Here is a 20,812-nt window from a genome sequence, read left to right as displayed (position 1 = left end):
TATTTTTATTTATTGTCCAAAAGTCCTCGTCCACTCTTACGGATTTTTCCGCTGTCGGTTAACTCCTTGGCCATCACATCCAGCAGCCCATTGACAAATTGCTTACTCTTTGGAGTGCTGTATGTTTTTGAGATATCAATATACTCATTGATACTCACTTTTACAGGAATACTTGGGAAACGCTGCATTTCTGTAATCGCCATAGAAATGATTATTTTGTCAGTAAATGCCAGACGGTCAATATCCCAGTTTTTCGTTTTTTGAGAAATCAAAGCCTTGTTTTCTTTGTTACTCTCAATGGTGAAGTTAAAGATATTTTGAAAAAACTCCTTATCCTCATCCCAGTTCATTGCGATCTCAGGAAGTTGACCATCAGATTCTTCATTCAGATTGGCTGCATTTTTCAATACTTTGGAAGCCAAACTTCTAACTACAGACTTATTCTCTGTCCAATTAAGGTCTTTTTCTGAGAAGTAGTTCAAAATTACGTCGTTTTTGAACAAAATCTTCTTCAAAAGTTCATCTGCGGCATTTAAATCATCCTCTATTGTAGGATCTGTGATTTTTAAATACTCTTGATATGTTTCAGATGGCTTGATATAGTCTCTAAACCATTCTTTGATCTCCAGCTCGATTTCTTCCAAGTCCACATTGTTGATGGCAACAGCTGCTTGGTAGGCATTAGATTCTCTTAGATTTTTAAGAACTTGATTATTTGCCAGGTTCAAATCACTTGAGAATCCTACTGCTCCGCCTCCTTGAAATTTCTTCTTTTTCTCAAATTCATTAGAGACGTGTTGAGCGAAAGCCTGAAGCAGCTCAATGGGAAGGATATAGAGTTGAGGGATTCTTTCTGCAGAGACCACCATGTTTTTCAACAAAAACTCTTGGTCTTTTTTGTTGGCATTGTGGAACTGCTGAATAGCTTCCAATGCTACTTTCTTGATTTTTGGATTTGTCTCTGCGTCTTTGATCAAGTCTTTGCTGTCTACGCCTCTTTCAAATAATTGAATAGTAGCGTCAGCATCTCGGTTGAGGGCGGCTTTATCCTGGACCTCCATACTGTTGAGGTCAGGTAGAAATGATTCCCGTATGAAATCTTTTGCAAGGTTGAAATTGGACCCCTTGCACTGCTCATAGGCATAAAGGTTTTGAAAAGCTTTGACCCTGAGGATTCTTCTGTTTAGCATAAGTCTAAGAACTAGCTGCAAATATAGACAATTTGGATGGGCTTCTCCCACCCGAATATGGACAAAAAAACCACCAGAAGTAGCCCCTGGTGGTTTAAGGATTTGTTATGACTAGGTTTAGAAAGGAAGTTTTACTCTTCCAATCGCCTCAATTCTTTCTTTAGCAGCTGCAATTGCAGCTTGTTGAGCAGGGATTTGCTCATTTTCAGATTTATTCAAAATACTCAAGCAGGTGTCATAAATCTTTTCAGTTTGCTTGTAAACGATATCTCTATTGTATCCGCCAAAATATTCAGCGCCGACATTGATCACGCCACCCGCATTGATTAGGAAGTCAGGAGCATAGATAATTCCTTTTTCCAAAAGAATTTGACCATGCTTGGCTTCGTCTTTCAATTGGTTATTTGCGCCACCAGCTATGACAGCACACTTCAGGCGATCAATTGTTTCATCATTGATAGTAGCTCCCAAAGCACATGGAGCATAGATATCCATATCCAAATCATAAATGACGTTTGGGTCGATGGCTACGGCACCAGTTTCTTTAGCAACGGACTTCAGTTTGTCTTCAAAGATGTCAGTGATCATCACTTCTGCACCTTCTTTTACCAAATGCTTGATAAGGTATTGACCAACTTGCCCAACACCTTGAACGCAGATTTTCTTTCCTTCCAATGAGTCTGATCCGAAAGCCTTGTTGGCAGCCGCCTTCATTCCCATATAGGTACCAAAAGCTGTCACAGGAGAAGGGTCTCCACCTCCACCTTTGATTTCTGGTAGACCTGTTACATGCTTGGTTTCCATCCCGATGTATTCCATGTCAGATGTTTTCATGTTAACATCTTCTGCGGTTACATATCTTCCACCCAAGCTTTGAACAAATCGCCCGAATCTTCTCAAGAAGGCTTCGTTTTTCAATTTAGGGTCACCGATAATGACGGCTTTACCACCTCCAAGATTCAATCCAGCCAATGCATTTTTGAATGTCATTCCTCTGGAAAGTCTTAAAACGTCGGTAATTGCCTCTTCCTCGGTAGCATAAGGCCACATGCGGGTTCCGCCAAGGGCAGGACCTAAAGTAGTATTATGGATTCCGATCAATGCTTTGAGGCCGGTCGCCTCATCATGGCAAATAACTAATTGCTCATGGTCCATCTGGGTGATCTGACCAAATATGGATCCTTCTTTCACGGTTTCTGAAGCTTTAATCTCTAACATGTGAACTTCGCTTTTTAGAATGTGTTATATTTGGGTTGCTCCTTTAATAAAAAGGCCGGTACAAAATTAAATACTTTTATTGGCCTACAAAGGATTAATATACCTAGAATAATCAATCTATTTCCTCGATTTTAAAGTTTTTATTTGGTGAAGCCACTCTGGAGACTCAATAAATATTTGTACAAGTACAAGGGATTGTTGCTGTTGGGAATACTTTTTACGGTAATCTCAAACATTTTCGTAATAATTCCAGCTCAACTGGTAAGGCTTGCCATAGATTATGTGGTGGAGAGTTTTTCCATTTTTAAGCCATTAGAGCAAGGCGGAATGGGTGATTTGGCCCGAGATAATTTCTTAAAATATGTCTTGGTCTTTGGTGTTTTGATTCTGGTGATGGCTCTTTTAAGAGGTTTTTTCCTTTTTCTTATCCGCCAGACTATCATCATCATGTCCCGAAGAGTCGAATATGACATCAAAAACGAGATCTATGAAAAGTATCAAAGTCTCCCTTTAAGCTTTTATAGAAAAAATAGTACAGGAGACCTGATGGCCCGAATCACAGAAGATGTGAGTAGGGTTAGAATGTATTTGGGTCCAGCCATTATGTACGGATTGAATCTACTGATTCTATTTCCTTTGGTGATAAGTTACATGGTTATGGTCAATCCTGAATTGACTCTTTATGCCTTGTTGCCTTTGCCGGTACTTTCTATCAGTATTTATTTCGTAAACAACCTGATCAATGAACGATCAGAAAAGATCCAGAGAAGCCTTTCCGGATTGAGCACCTTTGTACAGGAGGCATTTTCAGGGATTCGTGTTCTAAAAGCGTTTGTCAGAGAAAATGACAGTGTCAGAGACTTTGCAGATGCCAGCGAAGACTACAAAGAAAAGTCTATTCGCTTGACCCGAGTAAATGCTTTATTCTTTCCACTGATCATGGCATTAGTAGGAATCTCGACCATCATTACTGTGTATGTCGGAGGAATTCAAGTAATCAATGGAGAAATTGGTTACGGTGTAATAGCGGAGTTTATTCTATATGTGAATATGCTTACCTGGCCTGTGACTTCGTTGGGATGGGTAACGAGTATCGTGCAAAGAGCAGCTGCTTCTCAGACTAGGATCAATGAATTTTTGGATGAGAAAAATGATATCATCAGTACAGAGAATATAAAAACTTCGATTGATGGTGGAATTCAGGTAAAAGATTTGACATTTGTTTATCCTGATTCTGGTATTAAAGCTCTGGATGATGTGAGTTTCGAAATCAAAGCAGGTCAAACATTGGGAATCATCGGGACTACCGGATCTGGTAAGTCAACTATTGCCAACTTACTGATGAGGATGTATGACCCAAAAAATGGTGAAATTAAAATTGATGGTAAAAATATCCAGGCTTATAATATATCACATTTGAGAAAAAGTATTGGGTACGTTCCTCAAGATGTATTTTTGTTTTCAGACACAATTGGAAATAATATCGCTTTTGGTTTGGATAAGCCTGATCAGTCTATCATTCATCAGGCAGCTAAGGATGCAGATGTCTACCAAAATATTGTTGATTTTCCGAAGGGCTTTGAAACCATGTTAGGGGAGAGGGGAATTACGCTATCTGGTGGACAAAAGCAGCGAGTTTCTATTGCCCGAGCAATTGCTAAGGAGCCTAAGATTCTGATTTTGGATGATTGTTTGTCAGCTGTGGATACAAAGACTGAAAATGTCATTCTGGAAGCTTTGAAGAAGATCATGAAAGATAGAACCTCTGTGATTATTTCTCATAGGGTATCTTCTGCCAAGCTTGCTGATCAGATCATTGTGCTGGATGATGGAAAGATTATCGAACGTGGAAACCATGAAACTTTAATGAGTCAAAAGGGTGTCTATGCTGAGCTTTATGAAAAACAAACGCAGGCCGGAGAATCAGTTGACAATGATCTTTAATCTGTAAGTTGTTGATTTCTAATTTTTTATTTCTTTAACTTGATAATTCAATTAAAATCAGATTTTTAGCTATGACCACAAGTAAAAAAGGAATCAGCGATATCGAGGAGACTCTTCAAGAAATAGGAGATAAAATCGAGGAATTAATCAAAAAGGGCGCTGATGCAGGTGCCGATGTAAAAGAGGAAATCGAAAAGAAAATCGAGGACCTCAAATCCAACAAGACAACTCTTGAAGAGGAGCTGAAAAAGGGGAAAGAGTTGTTGGAAAAGGAATTTAAAGAGAAGAAGGAAGAATTTGAACCAAAATTCCAAGAGTCCAAAGGTCTATTCAAAGAAGGTTTGAGGCAAATTGGTCTAGCGTTCAAGGCGCTCTTCGGCAAAAAGTAAATGGTAAAGTTCTCCAAAAGAATAGTCGTATATGAAAGAAAAAAGCCCCTCAAGAGTTCAGAACTCTTGGGGGCCTAATCGTATTTCTTGAAACTTATATTTTATCAAAACCTAAGTACGGATGAAGTACCTTAGGCATATTGATTCCCTCAGGAGTCTGATTGTTTTCCAATATCGCAGCTACAATCCTAGGCAAAGCCAAAGCTGAGCCATTCAGGGAGTGTGCCAATTGAGTTTTCTTATCCGCTCCTTTGAACCTCAATTTCAATCGGTTGGATTGATAAGTTTCGAAATTAGAAACTGAACTCACCTCCAACCATCTTTCCTGCGCCGCTGAGAATACTTCCATATCAAAAGTCAAGGCAGATGTAAAGCCCATGTCTCCTCCACACAATCTCAATACTCTGTAAGGAAGCTCTAGCTTTTTCAAAAGCCCTTGAACGTGCTGGCTCATTTCTTCCAACACCTCATAAGATTTATCAGGATGGGTAATCTGAACGATCTCTACTTTATCAAATTGATGCAATCTGTTCAAGCCTCTCACGTGCGCTCCCCAAGAACCTGCTTCTCTTCTGAAGCATGGAGTATGGCCTACATTTTTGACAGGCAATTCCTCCTCAGAAAGAATTACATCTCTATACAAATTAGTGATGGGTACCTCAGCGGTGGGGATCAAATATAAATTATCAGCAGTTGCATGATACATCTGCCCTTCTTTGTCCGGCAACTGTCCAGTTCCATATCCAGAATCTTCATTGACCAAGATCGGAGGCTGCACCTCATAATACCCTGCCGCAATGGCTTCATCAAGGAAGAAATTGATCAGCGCTCTCTGCAATCTTGCTCCTTTTCCTTTGTAGACTGGAAATCCAGCTCCTGTGATTTTCACACCAAGATCGAAATCAATGATATCGTATTTCTTGATCAATTCCCAATGCGGCAATTTATCATCGGAAAGTGTAGGTATAGAGCCATGCTCTAATACAACTTCATTGTCCTCCGCAGCTTTTCCAACTGGAACTGATGCGTGTGGAACGTTTGGAATTGTGTACAACAAAGCCTTCAAAGACTCTTCAGCCTGAGAATTTTCTTCATCTAGCTCTTTGATTTGAGATTTAATCTCTGCCGTTCTTGCTTTTGCATGCTCGGCTTCCTCTCGTTTACCTTCTTTCATCAACATGCCGATCTGCTTCGAAATCGAATTGGATTCAGCCTGAATCTGGTCCCTTTGAGTTTGGGATGATTTACGCTGATCATCTAGCTGGATCACTTCCTGAAGGATTGTTTCAGCATTTGGGAAATTTCGTTTTTGAAGACCTGCTAATATGGTCTCGAAGTTCTCTCGGATTTGATTTACTAATAGCATGAGAATAATTATACTTTAGAAAGCTGCAAAGATAGGGACTTATCTTACAATGATGGACTTCGAAACAGAAGAGAATGGCCCTTCTAATTCTTCTCCATTACTTCTAAGCAATTTGATATGGGCTTGATAGTTTCCAGTAGGAAGGTTTGCTACTCGAACAGGTGCCATATGATCTATTTCGTAGGAATAATCTCCTATTTGAATATGAACCTTCAGTCCATCCAATTTCATATCTCCTCCCACTACCAAAAAGTCTACAATCAACTCATGTTCTGCATCCACTATTTGATTGTTTCTGGGAAAATTGACCGCCAAATAAGGCTCTGCTGAATATGGGAAGGGCCTGGACTCCCCTACCTGAAAGTCTCTATCCACATAATTCCCAAAATTCTTTAAGGCAAGACCTTCCTCATCTACCAAATAGGCAACCACTCTATAGCTGCCTTCTTCTAGTTCTCTCTGAAAAATAGGAGTACGAAATCCTGCTGGATCACTACCATTCAAAATATTGAATAATAAAAATCGATCTGATACCTCTTCCTCAAATGGATAATTTTTGATATTAAATTCAAAAGGCACCTTACCCGGACGAAAAATCTGATTCCCTAAAGGTGTATACAATTCCAATATCGCATCAGGGTAGGAATCAACATCTTCATATTGGTAAAAACTCACCTTGGGTTTTTCAGGATTTACTGTCAGTGAATCCCCTGGCAAATCAACGACACTTTCATTAATTTTTTTGCGCTCCTCACTACAGGCTCCAATTATAAGAAGAAGAGCTATGGTCCAAATCAGGTTTTTTTTCATAGTGCGGGGTTTTGAAACTAAAGGTATTATTTTTAGACAAAATTTCGGATTCATAGCTAACAGAAATAATCATGGACATTCTATTTGATGAGATACCTAGCCTGGACTTGGCTGATTTCACGGCGGGAAATCCATCTAAAAAAGCCGAATTTGTCAAAAAATTGGGCGAAGCTTATCAAAACATCGGTTTTGTGGCAATCAAAAACCATGGTTTGACACAAGACCTACAAGACAGACTTTATGCTTCAATCAAATCATTCTTTGCGTTGGATGATGAGACCAAGGCCAACTATGAAAAGCCGGAGATAGGGTATCAAAGAGGTTACACCGGCAAAGGTAAAGAGCATGCAAAAGGTAGAAATACCGGAGATCTTAAGGAATTTTATCACGTAGGACAAGAACTGGAATTTATACCAGATACCGATTCTGTGAAGTCCGAATACCCGGCAAACGTTTGGCCTTCCGAAATCCCGCAATTCCAAAATGATGCTGTGGAAGCTTACCAAACTTTGGAAAAAGCAGGAAAAGCCATGCTTCAGGCTATCGCTTTGAATTTAGAATTGCCAGAAGATTACTTTGAGGATAAAGTAGCCTACGGAAATTCCATTTTGAGACAAATTCACTATTTCCCTATCACCAATCCTGATGAAGTCCCTGAAGATGCAGTACGTGCCGCGGAGCATGGAGACATCAATTTGATCACCCTTTTGATGGGTGCAAGTGCTGATGGACTTCAAGTTTTGAGAAAAGATGGCAAATGGATCCCGATCACTGCACTTCCTGATCAATTGGTCGTGAATGTGGGCGATATGTTGGAGAGATTGACGAATAAAAAATTGAAATCCACCATTCACAGAGTAGTAAACCCACCACGCGAATTGATGAATACAAGTCGCTATTCTATTCCATTCTTCATGCATCCCAGATCTGAGATGGATCTGACTTGTCTGGAAAGCTGCATTGATGCTGAGCATCCTAAACAATTTGAAGATGCCACAGCTGGTGAGTTTTTGGAAGAAAGACTTCGCGAACTAGGACTTCGTAAATAATATGTCTATAAAAAGGGTCAGATACTACCTATTTCTAAGGGACATTCTGACCCTTTCTTTGACTGCTTTTGGTGGACCTCAAGCTTTTTTGGCAATGCTCTTAGACCGAATGGTCAAAGCCAGAAATTACATTACAGAAGAAGAACTTTGGGAGCTCAATGCACTTTGCAATATGCTTCCCGGCCCTTCTTCCACCCAGTTGGTTTCTGCCATTGGTTTTCGGGTTGGAGGTCCTAATTTGGCATATTTAGCTCTATTGGTCTGGATTATTCCGGCAACCTTAATCATGACAGCGGCGGCAGCAGTCATTTACTTTTTGGAAGAAAACACCCCCGGAGCACTGAATTTCGCCAAGTTTATTCAACCCATGGCAATTGGCTTTATTATTTACGCAGCTCAAAAAACCATTTCAAAAATGATCCAAACCACCGAAGCGATGGTACTGGTTTTGATCTCTACATTTGTTTCATTTTTCTATAGTTCTCCATATGTGTTTCCGGCTCTGTTGATTATTGGAGGACTCAGCACCTCAATCAAGTATAAAAAACAACCCAAACTGGAAAAAGATGAACCTTTGGTCATCCAATGGTCCAACTTCTACCTCTGGGGAGGCGTATTGGCTTTTGCTGCGATTTTAGGTGCATCAACCATGTATCAGCCGGTCATATTATTTGAGAACTTCTACAGAAATGGAAGTTTGATTTTTGGGGGAGGACAGGTTTTAGTTCCTTATTTATACACCGAGTTTGTAGATTTTAAGCATTTTCTCAACTCGGAAGAATTCTTGACTGGATATGCCATTTCCCAAGGAGTTCCCGGACCCACATTTTCATTTTCATCCTATGTTGGTGCCTTTTCTATGAAAGAATTTGGACTGGTTGGATTCCTGACCGGAGGTTTGATAGCAGCAGCAGGAATCTTCCTTCCCGGTATTTTCATGATATTCTTTGTAATTCGCTTTTGGGATCAGCTAAAAAAATACCGTCCAGTCAGAGCAGCTTTGGAGGGAATCAATGCGGTTTCTTGCGGAATGTTGATCGCAGCAGCCTATTTATTATTTGAGCCCTTAGAGGCAAACTTGCTCAATATTTTTATGATTTTGGGAACTTACAGCATTCTCCAGTTTACCAAAATCGCCTCGCCTTGGATTATTGTCGGAGGTATATTCTTAGGAGTTATTTTCAATTATTTCTTTTAAATACCCTCCACTACAAGAGCACTTTGCAACAACAGGAACAAGAAAGGGCCATTTGACGTTTTATAAATCTAAATCATTCGCTATCTTTCTTCAATGCAGGCCTTCGAATTTATCAATAACCTTATACCACCTCTTAAACTGACGGACAAAACCAAGATGGCATTGGCTTGGATGGAAGAAATTCGCACAGATAGATTACCTGTGGTGGATCAAGGTAAATTCTTAGGACTTTTGAGTGAAGAAATGATTTACGAGATCAACGATCCAGAGAAATCAATTGGTGAAATCGAGCCGGATCAGACCGATTGCTGGGTGTTCAGCGATAAGCATATTTATGATGTTTTGAAGGCCAGCTCGGAGTTTGATTCCAATATCGTTGCTGTTGTTGATCGAGAATTGACCTACTTAGGGGTAGTGACGATGGAGGATGCGATTGCAGCTTTTGCCGATAGCTTATCCATTCAATCCCAAGGATCCGTCATGATATTATCAATGAATATGACGGATTATTCTTTGGCCGAAATCGCACGGATCGTAGAGTCTGAAAACACAAAAATTTTGAGTTCTTTCATGACAAGTGATCCTTTGGATGATGCGAAAATCAAATTGACCTTAAAATTAGACCAACCAGAACCTCGACATATCAAGGCTACTTTTGAGCGCTTCGGATATAAAATACTGGACCACTACCAAGAAGAAACTGGAATCAGCAGTGAAGAAGACCGGATCGGTAACTTGCTGAGATTTTTAGATATTTAAGGAATGAAAGTCGCATTGCATGGCTTGACTCTGAAAATAGAATTTCTAGAAGACGTCAGGACACTATTTACCGCCCTACATAATCACAATTTCGATGTATTTGTCACCGAGCAGTTTGACAGGCAGCTCAGAATGCATGGAAATATCGGACTAAGCTATTGGCTCCTTGATGGGACTGATGATATGGGTCAAATGGATTTCTTGATTTCAATAGGGGGAGACGGAACCTTATTGGACTCGGTTTGTCAAGTGGGAGAATTGGAAGCACCCATTTTAGGATTGAATACAGGTAGGCTGGGATTTTTGGCTACTGTTGCAACCGACATGATTCATGAGGCAGTTGCTCACTTAAGTGAAAATAATTACCAAATAGAAAAGCGAACACTCGTTTCATTAAATTGCAATCGAAGACTTTTCAATGGCATCAACTTTGGCTTGAATGAGTTTACAATTCATAAAAGAGATACCTCATCCATGATTACAGTTCATACCTATATTGATGGAAAATACCTGAACAGTTATTGGGCAGATGGATTGATCGTAGCCACCCCAACAGGATCAACAGGGTATTCTTTGAGTTGTGGAGGTCCTTTGATCTCTCCAGAAGCAAAAAATTTAGTAATTACTCCAGTTAGTCCACACAATTTAAATGTAAGACCGATCATTGTTTCGGATGAAAGTGAGATAACATTTGAAATTGAAGGAAGAGCTGAAAAATTCTTGATTTCGTTAGATTCAAGGTCGACCTCCATTTCATCAGATTTGAAGTTGATGGTCAAAAAAGAGCGCTTTCACGCAAGATTGGTCAAACTACCTACCTACAATTTTTTTGATACTCTTAGGTATAAACTAAATTGGGGCTTCGATATGAGGAATTAAGGCTTTTAAAGCTAAAAACAGGCATTTTGAGCTTAACAAATATTAACCGCGTAAATACTAGTCTGCGTTTTTTAAACGTTAGACACTTCATAACTTGCAACGTCTTGAAAAAGGTCAATTTTCAGCATACCAAAACCCTGATTGGAATTTTTGCTTTTCTGCTTTTCTTCATTGCAGAATCAAAGGCTCAGATTTATGAAATCGGCGGAGGATTAGGAACTACTGCATATACAGGAGATATCCTTAGGAAAATAGATCTGGACCATTTAGGTCTTCACGGCACGTTGTTTGGCAAGAGAAATTTTGATAATGTATGGACGCTTCGGGTCGGAATCACCGCCGGTACCCTTAGAGCTACAGATAGTGTAAGGCCCTTGGATTTGGCTGCCCAGAGAAGGGATGCTCGATTCAGAGGAGGTATAATTGAAGGCTCAGCAGTAATGGAGTTCAATTTCTTGGATTTTCTAAGAAATGATTCCGAATTCTTCTGGTCTCCCTACGCTTTCTTTGGGGTAGGTTATTCCCACTTCATTGGAAAAGGAAATACCTATGCTTACAACACTTCCGAAAGATACAATGTCGGGACTATGGTCATTCCGTTTGGTGGCGGTATGAAATATCGCCTCAATGACCGATGGACTTTAGCCTTAGAAGCTGGAATAAGAGCCACTTTTACAGACTATTTGGATAAGATAGATAGTAGTACTCCAGCTATTCCAAGGTTCCCAGACGCCAATAATCCTGATCAACCTTGGGGAATAAATTATGGCAACCCCTACGATAAAGATTGGTATTACTTTTTGGGTGTGACGATTAGCTACACATTTGCGACTACAAAATGCTACGCCTATTAATTAATTGAGCCATAGGCTTAATTATTGGAAAAGAAATAGCATTTTTGTACCTCCAAAAATGTAAGGTATTCGGAAACCCTAAGTAATGAAGGAAGTACTCAACCCAGATCGGATCCCCAGACATATTGCAATTATCATGGACGGCAATGGCCGTTGGGCCAAGAAAAAAGGCGCCATGAGGATATTCGGTCACAGACATGCCATTCAGGCTGTCAAAGATTCAATCGAAGGAGCTGAAAATTTAGGTGTAGATTACCTCACGCTGTTCTCGTTCTCCACTGAAAACTGGTCTAGACCCCAAGAGGAAGTCAATGGACTCATGGAATTATTGGTAAAGACTATTACCGATGAAGTTCCAATGATGATGAAAAACAACATCCAGTTGGAAAGTATCGGAGATGTAGACAGTCTTCCTAGTTCTGCATACAACAAGCTGATGGAGGCAAAAAAAACCACCTCTGTCAATACCGGGCTTACCGTGATTTTAGCTCTCAGCTATAGTGGTAAGTGGGAAATCACCCAAGCAACCAAGCGCATTGCTCAAAAAGTCTCTGAAGGGAAATTGAAATTGGAAGAAATCACCCAAGATGTGATTGCCGACCATTTAGAAACCGCTGGAATCCCAGACCCTGAACTCATGATCAGGACGAGTGGAGAATATCGGATCAGCAATTTCCTGCTATGGCAATCGGCCTACACTGAGTTGTATTTTACACCAGTTCTATGGCCGGATTTTAGAAGAGAGCACCTATTTACAGCCATTTTGGATTTCCAGAAAAGAGAAAGAAGATTTGGTAAAACCGGTGAGCAAGTTAAATCTTAAGTAATTGATGAAAAGAAGTTTACTGATTCTGTTTTGTCTGGTTTGGGCAAGTTCAGCAATGGCTCAGATACGTCTGGGGCAAAGTCGCTATACGTCCAAACCGGTGGATATCATGGAATTGAATTATTCCAAACCACAGACCTATAGAATCGCTGAAATCAAAGCGGTGGGACTGACCACCTTGGATGAGACTGCTATCCTGTCCCTTTCTGGGCTGAAAGTAGACGATCGAATCGAGGTCCCTGGAGATGCAATTTCCGGAGCTTTGAAAAAGCTTTGGAATCAAGGTATCATAGGAGATGTGAAAATTTTGGTCACCAAGGTAGAAGGTGAAGACATCTCACTTCTCTTGGATTTGACCGAACGTCCTAGATTCTCAAGAGTAGAGTTTACTGGCGTGACCAAAACTCAGGAAGGCGAATTGAAAGATAAAGTAAATATTCGTGGACGGGTAGTAAGAGAGGATGTTTTGAACTCTTCCCAAAGAAATATTCAAAAGTATTTTATCGATAAAGGCTTCCTGAATACAGAGGTAAAGGTGGCTCAAGAAAGGGACACTACCCTTCCAAATTCTGTAAAATTAAGATTTGATGTAGACACCAAGTCCAAGGTGAAAATCAATGAAATCAGAATTTTTGGAAACGAAGAAATCGCTGATTCCAGAGTTAAAAAGAAACTCAAAAAGACAAAAGAGCATGCCAGAGTAAGTGTATTTAAGGACGTTTATTCCAGATTAACTGATGCTTCGGCTTCTGATATTGCGAATTCAATTGCCCATACAGATTCTGCTTCTAAGGAAGATGTGCAAAAATACATCAATAAGAATTTCAAGCTGAATTTCTTTGCTGGATCTAAATACATTCCTAAAGAATATAGAAACGACAAAGATAATGTCATCAATTTCTATCAAAGTAAAGGCTTCAGGGATGCTAAAATCCTAACTGACTCCATATACAACTTCGATGATGATGAAATCAATATTGACATCGAAATCGAAGAGGGTAAAAAGTATTATTACCGAAATATTGAATTTTCTGGAAACTTCATCCATCCTGATGCAGTGCTACAAGCTAGATTAGGGATTCAGAAAGGCGATGTTTATGATAAAGAAAAACTGGATAAGCGTCTGAATTATGATCCTCAAAGAGGCGATGATGTTTCCTCACTTTACCAAGACAACGGTTACCTTTTCTTCAATATCAACCCAGTCGAAGTAAATGTAGTAGGTGATTCCATAGATATGGAAATGCGGATCTTTGAAGGACCTCAGGTAACTGTAAACTCTGTAAGCATTACTGGTAATGAAAGGACTTCCGATCACGTCGTGATGAGAGAAATCCGAATTTTACCCGGACAAAAATTTGACAGATCCTTACTTGTAAGGACCATTAGAGAACTTTCTCAACTGGGGTATTTCGACCCAGAGACAATCAACCCTGACTTAAGACCAAACTTCGAGGCAGCAACAGTTGATATTACTTTCGAATTGGAAGAAAGACCTAACGACCAGATCGAGCTATCAGGTGGTTGGGGAGGTTTCTACGGCTTTGTAGGTACTGTCGGATTGGTATTCAACAACTTCTCAATTAAAAACATTGGAAACTTTGACAAGTGGGATCCACTTCCTGTAGGAGATGGCCAAAAGCTTTCTTTGAGAGTTCAGGCAAATGGTAGATCCTTCCAGAATTACTCTGTTTCCTTGACAGAGCCGTGGTTTGGAGGAAAGAAACCAAATGCTTTGAGTTTCAGCTTCAACCACTCTGTACAGCGACAAGTGGATTTCTACAATGCCAACAACTTTGGAAATGAACTTGGATTCTTCAAAATCACCGGTGCGACTGTTGGTTTGTCTAGAAGGGTTACCTGGCCAGATGATTATTTCTTTGTCTCTAACTCATTGCAGTTCCAGATATATGAATTTGATCAATTCGGGACTTCTTTTGGTTTGAGCTATCCTACTGGTAGATCTAATAGTATCACTATCAATAATACTATTTCAAGAAGTAACGTAGATAACCCTACTTTCCCAAGATTCGGATCCAATATTATCTTATCGACTTCCTTCACGCCTCCTTATGCTTCTTTGAACAAGAATTTGAATTCAGAATCTTCTGATGAGGAGAAATTCAAATGGCTGGAATACCATAAGTGGATGTTTGATGCTTCCATCTATACACCACTATTTGGTTCCAATAAATTCGTGGCCAGTGCAAGAGCTCACATGGGCTTTCTGGGATCTTATGGTAACAAGATTGGGATGATTCCTTTGGAAAGATTTGTAATGGGTGGTGATGGTATGACCTTCAACAACTTCGCACTCGGTCAAGAAATTATTGGTTTGAGAGGTTATGAAAACCAATCAATCACTCCTGGTAGAGATACTAGAGGAACAGCGGACCCTGATCCATATGGAGGTATTGTCTATAATAAGTATGTGATGGAATTGAGATTCTTGGTATCTCCTAATCCATCTGCTACTATCTTCTTGTTAACATTTGCTGAGGCAGGTAACAACTGGGGATCTTACAAAGACTTCAACCCTTATGATTTGAAAAAATCAGCTGGGGTTGGTGCCAGAATCTTTATGCCAGCATTCGGTTTGCTAGGTGTTGACTGGGGGTATGGATTCGACGCAATTCCTGGAAGTACTCAAAGAAGTGGTGCTCAATTCCACTTCACAATTGGTCAGCAGTTGAGATAAACTTGAAATTGGCAGGGGAATGGTTAATTTATGTCAAAATTTTAATAGAGGCTTTCTCGTTTAAGAGGCAACCATCAATTTGATAAAGACATGAATAACTCGCCAAAAATTGTACTTTTGTTCCTCTTTATGCTGATTTCAGGTACGCTGACAGCACAAAAGTTCGGTTATATTGATTCTGAATACATTTTGAATAAGCATCCTGACTACAAAATTGTACAGCAGGAACTCGAAAAGCTAAGTGATGCCTGGAAGAAAGAGGCACAAAGTTTGGATAAAGAGATCAAAGACATGTACACTCAGCTCAAAGCGGAAGAAGTCCTTTTGACTGAGGAAATGTATCAAAGTCGGTTGCAGGAGATTACTAAAAAAGAACAGGCTTCTAGAGAATTCAATAGCCGGATATTTGGGATTGAAGGTCAATATTTCCAGAAGCAAGCAGAACTATTACAACCCCTGCAATCGAAAATATATGATGCCATAGAGCGGGTATCCCGAAAAAATAATTTGGCCATGTTATTTGACAAGGCTTCAGTACCTTCGGGAATTATTTATACAGATCCAAGACATGATTATTCTGAATTTGTCCTGGACGAATTAGGAATAGAAGACAACAATTAAAAATAGAAACCTAAGAATGATGAAAGTTAAAGTTATCCTTTCCGCAATCGCGTTGTTTTGCGTAGGATTTGTCGCCCAAGCGCAAGACCTAAAAATTGGTTATACCAATGTAGAATTTATTATGGACTTGATGCCTGAAATGGAGCAAATCGGTGCCGACTTGCAAGATTACCAGACACAGCTTCAAACCAATATCCAAACCAAAGGAGCTGATTTCCAAAGACAAGTTCAATCTTATCAGCAAGCTATGCAGACTATGACTGAAGATGCTAGAGCTGCAAAAGAGCAAGAATTGAGAAAATTGGATGAGGATCTTCAGAAATACCAAAATGATGCTCAAATCTCTTACCAGAGAAAATTGGGTGAGTTGCTAGAGCCAGTTCAAACTAAAGTGATCAATGCGATCAATGCTGTAGCTGCTGAAAACAACTATACTCATGTATTTGCTGAAACTGCTGGACAAGCTCCAATCTTGCTTTATACGAAAGAAGAGGACAAATTCACTGAATTGGTATTGGCTAAACTAGGCCTTCAAATGCCAACTACTCCAACAGGAGGACAGTAATTTTGAAATAAACACATTGAAAACCGGTTCGAAAGACCGGTTTTTTTATTTTTAACCTATGGCAAAGAAATCAATCAAAGAAGTAATTAGCAAAAGCCAAGAGGCAATATTCGTTGATTTTTACGCAGACTGGTGTGGACCTTGTCATAGCATGGATCCTGTCATTTCAGAAGTAATGAATGAATTGGATGGAAAAGTCAAATTACTTAAGGTGAACGTAGACAAGCATCCTCAATTGGCTCAGCAATTTGGCATTCGATCCATTCCGCATTACATGCTTTTTAAAAGAGGAAAAATACTCTGGCGCAAAGGAGGAATCATCACCAAAAGAGACCTTGCTAAATCCCTGAAAGGCTTTATTTGATTTTTCTCTGAAAGGTAGCATTCCAAAAAATTGATTTCCTATTTTGTTGGGGCTCAAATGTCCAAACTATGAGAAACCGAATTGCTACGCTCTTGCTAATCTTTATTTCTTTTTCCTGCTCATCTCCGGAAACTGCACAAGAACCACTTTATCTTTCAAACCAAGCCCCATTAATCCAGGAATCCTATTTAGAACTCCCACTAGGAGCTATCAAACCAGAGGGTTGGTTGAAAGATCAATTGCAGCGAATGGCCAATGGGATGACAGGACATTTAGATGAAATCTATCCGGAAGTAGTTGGAGAAAGAAATGGTTGGCTAGGTGGTGATGGTGATGGTTGGGAAAGAGGCCCCTATTGGATAGATGGCCTTTTGCCATTGGCGTATATCTTGGAAGATGAAAAACTGAAAGAAAAAGCGCTCAAATGGGTGAATTGGACTTTGGACAACCAGGCAGAATCAGGATATATTGGACCAATCCCATTTGAAAATGACCCCGAGCCAGAAGCTGGAATCCAAAAAGGTCTAAGAAAAGACTGGTGGCCCAAAATGGTCATGTTAAAAGTTTTGCAGCAGTATTATCAGGCGACGAAAGATGAAAGAGTAATCTCAGCATTAACCAAATACTTTCATTTCCAATTGGAGGAATTGCCTTCCATGCCGATGGATCACTTGTCCTTTTGGGCAAATCGACGAGCTGGAGACAATTTACAGGTTGTTTATTGGCTTTATAATATAACCGATGATCCTAAGCTGATTGAATTAGGTGAAATCATACAAGAGCAAACCTTTCCTTGGCAAACCATTTATAACAACCCCGAAAATGACCATGTTTTCGATAACATCTGGCACTATAATCAAGTGAAGGGTTTTCCATTTGATCCGAAAGAAATTGAAAACCTAACCCTGACTCAAATTCCAGGATTACATACAGTCAATGTCGCACAAGGACTAAAACAGCCCGGTATTTACTATCAAAAAAGTGGAGATCCATTAGCCATCGAATCCATAAAAACTGCCTTGGCAACCTTGAAAAAACATCATGGACAAGCTCAGGGTATGTATGGAGGAGATGAGCCTCTTCATGGAAATGCTCCCACTCAGGGAATAGAGTTTTGCTCCATTTCTGAGGAAATGTTCTCCTTAGAAAGTCTGATTAAGATTTCAGGAGATATGGAATTTGCTGATCTATTGGAAAAGATAGCCTACAATGCTTTACCAACGCAAGCCTCCGATGATTACAGTTCACGTCAATACTTCCAGGCTGCCAATCAAGTCTCTCTTACTGATCAAATGGATACTTCCTATGAAACTGAGCATCATGGGGGAACAGATTTCGTCTTTGGAACTTTGACAGGGTACCCTTGCTGCACTACTAATATGCATCAAAGCTGGCCCAAATTTGTTCAAAATCTATTTTATGCCACACCTGATCGAGGTGTTGCCGCCATCCAATATGCCCCAAGTACGGTAAAAATGAAAGTTGGAAACAATGTTGATTTGACTTTGAAAGAATCAACAGGATATCCATTTAGAGATCAGATTTCATTCGAAATGGAGCTTTCAGAGAGTTCACAATTCCCATTTCATTTAAGAATCCCGGCATGGGCAAGCTCCCCTTCCTTTTCAGTAAATGGAGAAAAAGTAGCGTTAGAAATAAATAACGGAATAGCAATCCTAAACAAAACTTGGAAACATGGAGATCAAATTATTCTAACTCTTCCAAGTGAGGCAACAATTTCAACTTGGTACAAAGGAATGGCAGCCATCGAAAAAGGCCCATTGGTCTATAGTCTAAAAATCGAGTCTATTCCTACTAAAAAGGATAGAAATGATCGATTCAAACCTTTCTTTGAGCACGAAGCGAACTCTTCATGGAACTTTGCGCTTGCTAAATCTGAATTAGCCAACCCACTTCGATCTATCGAGTTTGTAGAAAACAATTGGGATGGATCATACCCTTGGAATCTGGAAAATGCACCCATCGAATTAAAAGTAAAAGGGATTCAATTGGAGGAATGGAAAACCGTAAATGGAGCACCTCTTCTTCCAGAAAATTTGAGAAAAAATATCCCATTGTCCGAATGGAAAAACCAAAATCAGCTATTGACTTTGATTCCTTATGGCTGTAGTACATTAAGGATTACTGAGTTTCCGGTTGTTGAGGTTTTGGAATAAAAAATAGGCTGATAATTATATCAGCCCATTATTTTTCTAAGAATTATTTATTCACTTTTTATTCCTCTTCCTCAATTGTAGTTAAAGGAGGAACATTATTCTCAAAGCCAAAATACCCTTCATTTTGATTCAAATGTCCTTTTGTGTTAGAATTGATGGCCCCTTGAGGAATAGGCCATAAAACATGATAAGGACTGAGGGTATAAGTATCTCCATGACGAGTAAAGACTCCCTTATTGTAGTAATCCGTAACCTCCATAATTCTATCATAATAGAAATTATCCTGAGAGAACATTTCCTCATTATAGGCTTTACCATTATAAGCAGTTTTTCCAGTCAAGGCAAAAATCCTAGCTATTCTGGTCAACTCAGTTTTTCTTGGCTCTTCATAGTACAACTCTCTTGCTCTTTCGTCCAAAATAGTACCTATATTAATTTCTGAGGCATCATAAGGTGAGGCGCCAGCCCGAGTTCTAACAGCATTAATATCCTCAGCTGCTCCAGCCAAATCTCCCATCCAGAACTTAGCCTCTGCTCTTAATAAATAAGATTCTGCAAGTCTGAAAATATACCAATCGGTATGACCTCCCTGAGGCTGGTTTCTTTGAGGGTCAGGAATATAAAGCTTATAATGTGGCCAAGAGAACCAGCTTCTGATTGTATCAACCACCAAAACGGCACCTTCTTCATTTCTAAATTGAAGATTTTGACCGTAATAAGGATCTGTATCTTTGATGTCGGGATTATTGTACACCAAATCAGACATATCCATCCAATTACCCGGAGCATGTCGCAAATCATTTTCATCATCCCATATCATACTTTGATGGTACCACGTACCTCTCAATCTTCCGATTCCTCTGCCAAAAGCGGTTACTTCATCGATTTCGATTCCAGATCGGTCAGATGTCCCCTTATTTCCTGCAGGGGTATTGATATTTGAGCCCCAAAAAGGAACGGCATTTCTCATCGTGATAATTCCGCCAGAATTACCGTCAGTATCAATTCTATCCATTACCAGCAAGATAGCTTCGGTATTTGTAAAGGGAGCTTTGTTTGCAGGTCTATGCAGATCCCAAATCACATTCTTTGTAGGATCATCAGCATCAATTCCAAATCTATTGGTCATCAGTGAATAGGTACCACCGTCAATTAACCTATTGGCAACATCGAGAGCATCTTGAAATTCTCCCAAAGCGAGATTTACTTTTATTAATAAATGCTGGAGAGCGCCTTTAGGAACGCGACCTCTATCCATTACCTCAGGAATCCACTCTTCTCCCCACTCCAAATCTTCCTTCATTTTTCTCAAAATCACTTTTCTTTCAGTTGAATAAAAATCCAACTTTGGTTCTGTGATTTCATTTAAAATCAATGGGACATCTCCGAATTGCTGAGTCAATCTATAATACCGCAAAGACCTGTGAAAATAAGCAGTAGCTAAAAGATGGTTTCTTTCTTCTACTGATTCATAATCTTCAGGTTGGTCAATCCTAGAAATTACGGTATTTGCATATTTGATTCCTTTAAATCCTTCATACCAGTACCATCCAATTCGGTTAGTATTGGTAGAGTTGAGGTTTGCATCTGGAGTAATCAAAAGATTCATATCCTGAGCTGGTCCAGACTTATCCGTGGTCCCTTCTACCGCCACCTCGGTAAAAATATGCTCAGTAAGTATCGGCGATCCATCTCCGGTGTATTCATGGCGCATATTCCTTTCACACGCCACAAGAGCAGCCCACAGTCCACTGGCTTCATTATATGTGTTTTCGGGGGAATAAAATGACAGTGGCTTTGGTTCCAACCAATCTTCACTACAAGCTGAAATTGAGAAGAAAAGCATCCCAGCCAATAAGCTTCTTATAGATAGTATATTATTTCGTTTTTTCATTTTCTGAGTAG

Annotated in this window: 18 protein-coding genes; 13 read left to right on the top strand and 5 right to left on the bottom strand. The window is 39.7% G+C overall.

Going from position 1 to position 20,812, the window contains the following annotated elements; genetic code table 11:
* Positions 1 to 5: 5 nt before the first annotated feature.
* Together O0V13_RS13810 and O0V13_RS13805 are read right to left on the bottom strand one after the other, a co-directional pair.
* Positions 6 to 1,190, bottom strand: coding sequence for a transcription antitermination protein NusB (locus O0V13_RS13810; protein ID WP_268035553.1), 1,185 nt, complete (start codon positions 1,188 to 1,190; stop codon positions 6 to 8).
* Positions 1,191 to 1,307: 117 nt separating this feature from the next.
* Entirely contained in the window at positions 1,308 to 2,408 is a 1,101-nt protein-coding gene (locus tag O0V13_RS13805; RefSeq protein ID WP_326492731.1) for a Glu/Leu/Phe/Val dehydrogenase dimerization domain-containing protein, read from the bottom strand.
* Positions 2,409 to 2,555: 147 nt separating this feature from the next.
* Here O0V13_RS13805 and O0V13_RS13800 point away from each other — a divergent pair, with 147 nt between their 5' ends.
* The gene (locus O0V13_RS13800) at positions 2,556 to 4,352 is read left to right on the top strand and encodes an ABC transporter ATP-binding protein (protein ID WP_268035552.1); all 1,797 of its coding nucleotides are present in this window, start codon (positions 2,556 to 2,558) and stop codon (positions 4,350 to 4,352) included.
* Between the two features lie 71 nt (positions 4,353 to 4,423).
* Complete coding sequence (locus O0V13_RS13795; RefSeq protein WP_268035551.1) at positions 4,424 to 4,741, top strand: hypothetical protein; 318 nt, start codon at positions 4,424 to 4,426, stop codon at positions 4,739 to 4,741.
* Positions 4,742 to 4,835: 94 nt separating this feature from the next.
* Here O0V13_RS13795 and serS read toward each other — a convergent pair whose 3' ends face one another.
* Entirely contained in the window at positions 4,836 to 6,107 is a 1,272-nt protein-coding gene (gene serS / locus O0V13_RS13790) for a serine--tRNA ligase (protein WP_268035550.1), read from the bottom strand.
* 39 nt (positions 6,108 to 6,146) lie between these two features.
* Positions 6,147 to 6,917, bottom strand: coding sequence for a hypothetical protein (locus tag O0V13_RS13785; RefSeq protein ID WP_268035549.1), 771 nt, complete (start codon positions 6,915 to 6,917; stop codon positions 6,147 to 6,149).
* Between the two features lie 68 nt (positions 6,918 to 6,985).
* Here O0V13_RS13785 and O0V13_RS13780 point away from each other — a divergent pair, with 68 nt between their 5' ends.
* The 11 genes from O0V13_RS13780 to O0V13_RS13730 all read left to right on the top strand — a co-directional run bounded on the left by O0V13_RS13780 (position 6,986) and on the right by O0V13_RS13730 (position 18,907).
* Positions 6,986 to 7,966 carry an isopenicillin N synthase family dioxygenase gene (locus O0V13_RS13780; RefSeq protein ID WP_268035653.1) on the top strand — a complete coding sequence of 327 codons (981 nt, stop codon included), beginning with the start codon at positions 6,986 to 6,988 and terminating at the stop codon, positions 7,964 to 7,966.
* Between the two features lies 1 nt (position 7,967).
* Positions 7,968 to 9,164 carry a chromate efflux transporter gene (gene chrA / locus O0V13_RS13775; RefSeq protein WP_268035548.1) on the top strand — a complete coding sequence of 399 codons (1,197 nt, stop codon included), beginning with the start codon at positions 7,968 to 7,970 and terminating at the stop codon, positions 9,162 to 9,164.
* A gap of 93 nt (positions 9,165 to 9,257) precedes the next feature.
* Positions 9,258 to 9,923, top strand: coding sequence for a CBS domain-containing protein (locus O0V13_RS13770; protein WP_268035547.1), 666 nt, complete (start codon positions 9,258 to 9,260; stop codon positions 9,921 to 9,923).
* A gap of 3 nt (positions 9,924 to 9,926) precedes the next feature.
* Positions 9,927 to 10,802, top strand: a complete 876-nt coding sequence (locus O0V13_RS13765; protein ID WP_268035546.1) for an NAD kinase — start codon at positions 9,927 to 9,929, stop codon at positions 10,800 to 10,802.
* Between the two features lie 104 nt (positions 10,803 to 10,906).
* On the top strand, positions 10,907 to 11,656 hold the full coding sequence (porG, locus tag O0V13_RS13760) for a type IX secretion system protein PorG (protein ID WP_268035545.1): 750 nt from the start codon (positions 10,907 to 10,909) through the stop codon (positions 11,654 to 11,656).
* Between the two features lie 85 nt (positions 11,657 to 11,741).
* On the top strand, positions 11,742 to 12,479 hold the full coding sequence (locus O0V13_RS13755) for an isoprenyl transferase (RefSeq protein ID WP_268035544.1): 738 nt from the start codon (positions 11,742 to 11,744) through the stop codon (positions 12,477 to 12,479).
* A 7-nt stretch (positions 12,480 to 12,486) separates the two neighbouring features.
* Positions 12,487 to 15,180, top strand: coding sequence for a BamA/OMP85 family outer membrane protein (locus O0V13_RS13750; protein WP_268035542.1), 2,694 nt, complete (start codon positions 12,487 to 12,489; stop codon positions 15,178 to 15,180).
* A gap of 90 nt (positions 15,181 to 15,270) precedes the next feature.
* Positions 15,271 to 15,801, top strand: a complete 531-nt coding sequence (locus O0V13_RS13745; RefSeq protein WP_268035541.1) for an OmpH family outer membrane protein — start codon at positions 15,271 to 15,273, stop codon at positions 15,799 to 15,801.
* 16 nt (positions 15,802 to 15,817) lie between these two features.
* The gene (locus O0V13_RS13740) at positions 15,818 to 16,366 is read left to right on the top strand and encodes an OmpH family outer membrane protein (protein ID WP_268035540.1); all 549 of its coding nucleotides are present in this window, start codon (positions 15,818 to 15,820) and stop codon (positions 16,364 to 16,366) included.
* 58 nt (positions 16,367 to 16,424) lie between these two features.
* On the top strand, positions 16,425 to 16,730 hold the full coding sequence (gene trxA / locus O0V13_RS13735) for a thioredoxin (RefSeq protein WP_268035539.1): 306 nt from the start codon (positions 16,425 to 16,427) through the stop codon (positions 16,728 to 16,730).
* A gap of 68 nt (positions 16,731 to 16,798) precedes the next feature.
* Positions 16,799 to 18,907: a beta-L-arabinofuranosidase domain-containing protein gene (locus O0V13_RS13730; protein WP_268035538.1), complete on the top strand. Its 2,109-nt coding sequence runs from the start codon at positions 16,799 to 16,801 to the stop codon at positions 18,905 to 18,907.
* A gap of 58 nt (positions 18,908 to 18,965) precedes the next feature.
* On the opposite strand, the gene O0V13_RS13725 is transcribed toward O0V13_RS13730, so the two are convergent.
* Positions 18,966 to 20,801, bottom strand: coding sequence for a RagB/SusD family nutrient uptake outer membrane protein (locus O0V13_RS13725; protein ID WP_268035537.1), 1,836 nt, complete (start codon positions 20,799 to 20,801; stop codon positions 18,966 to 18,968).
* Positions 20,802 to 20,812 lie beyond the last annotated feature (11 nt).

It is taken from the genome of Algoriphagus sp. PAP.12 (genome assembly GCF_026652115.1).
Lineage (GTDB): Bacteria > Bacteroidota > Bacteroidia > Cytophagales > Cyclobacteriaceae > Algoriphagus.
This window is presented reverse-complemented; position numbering and strand designations above follow the sequence as displayed.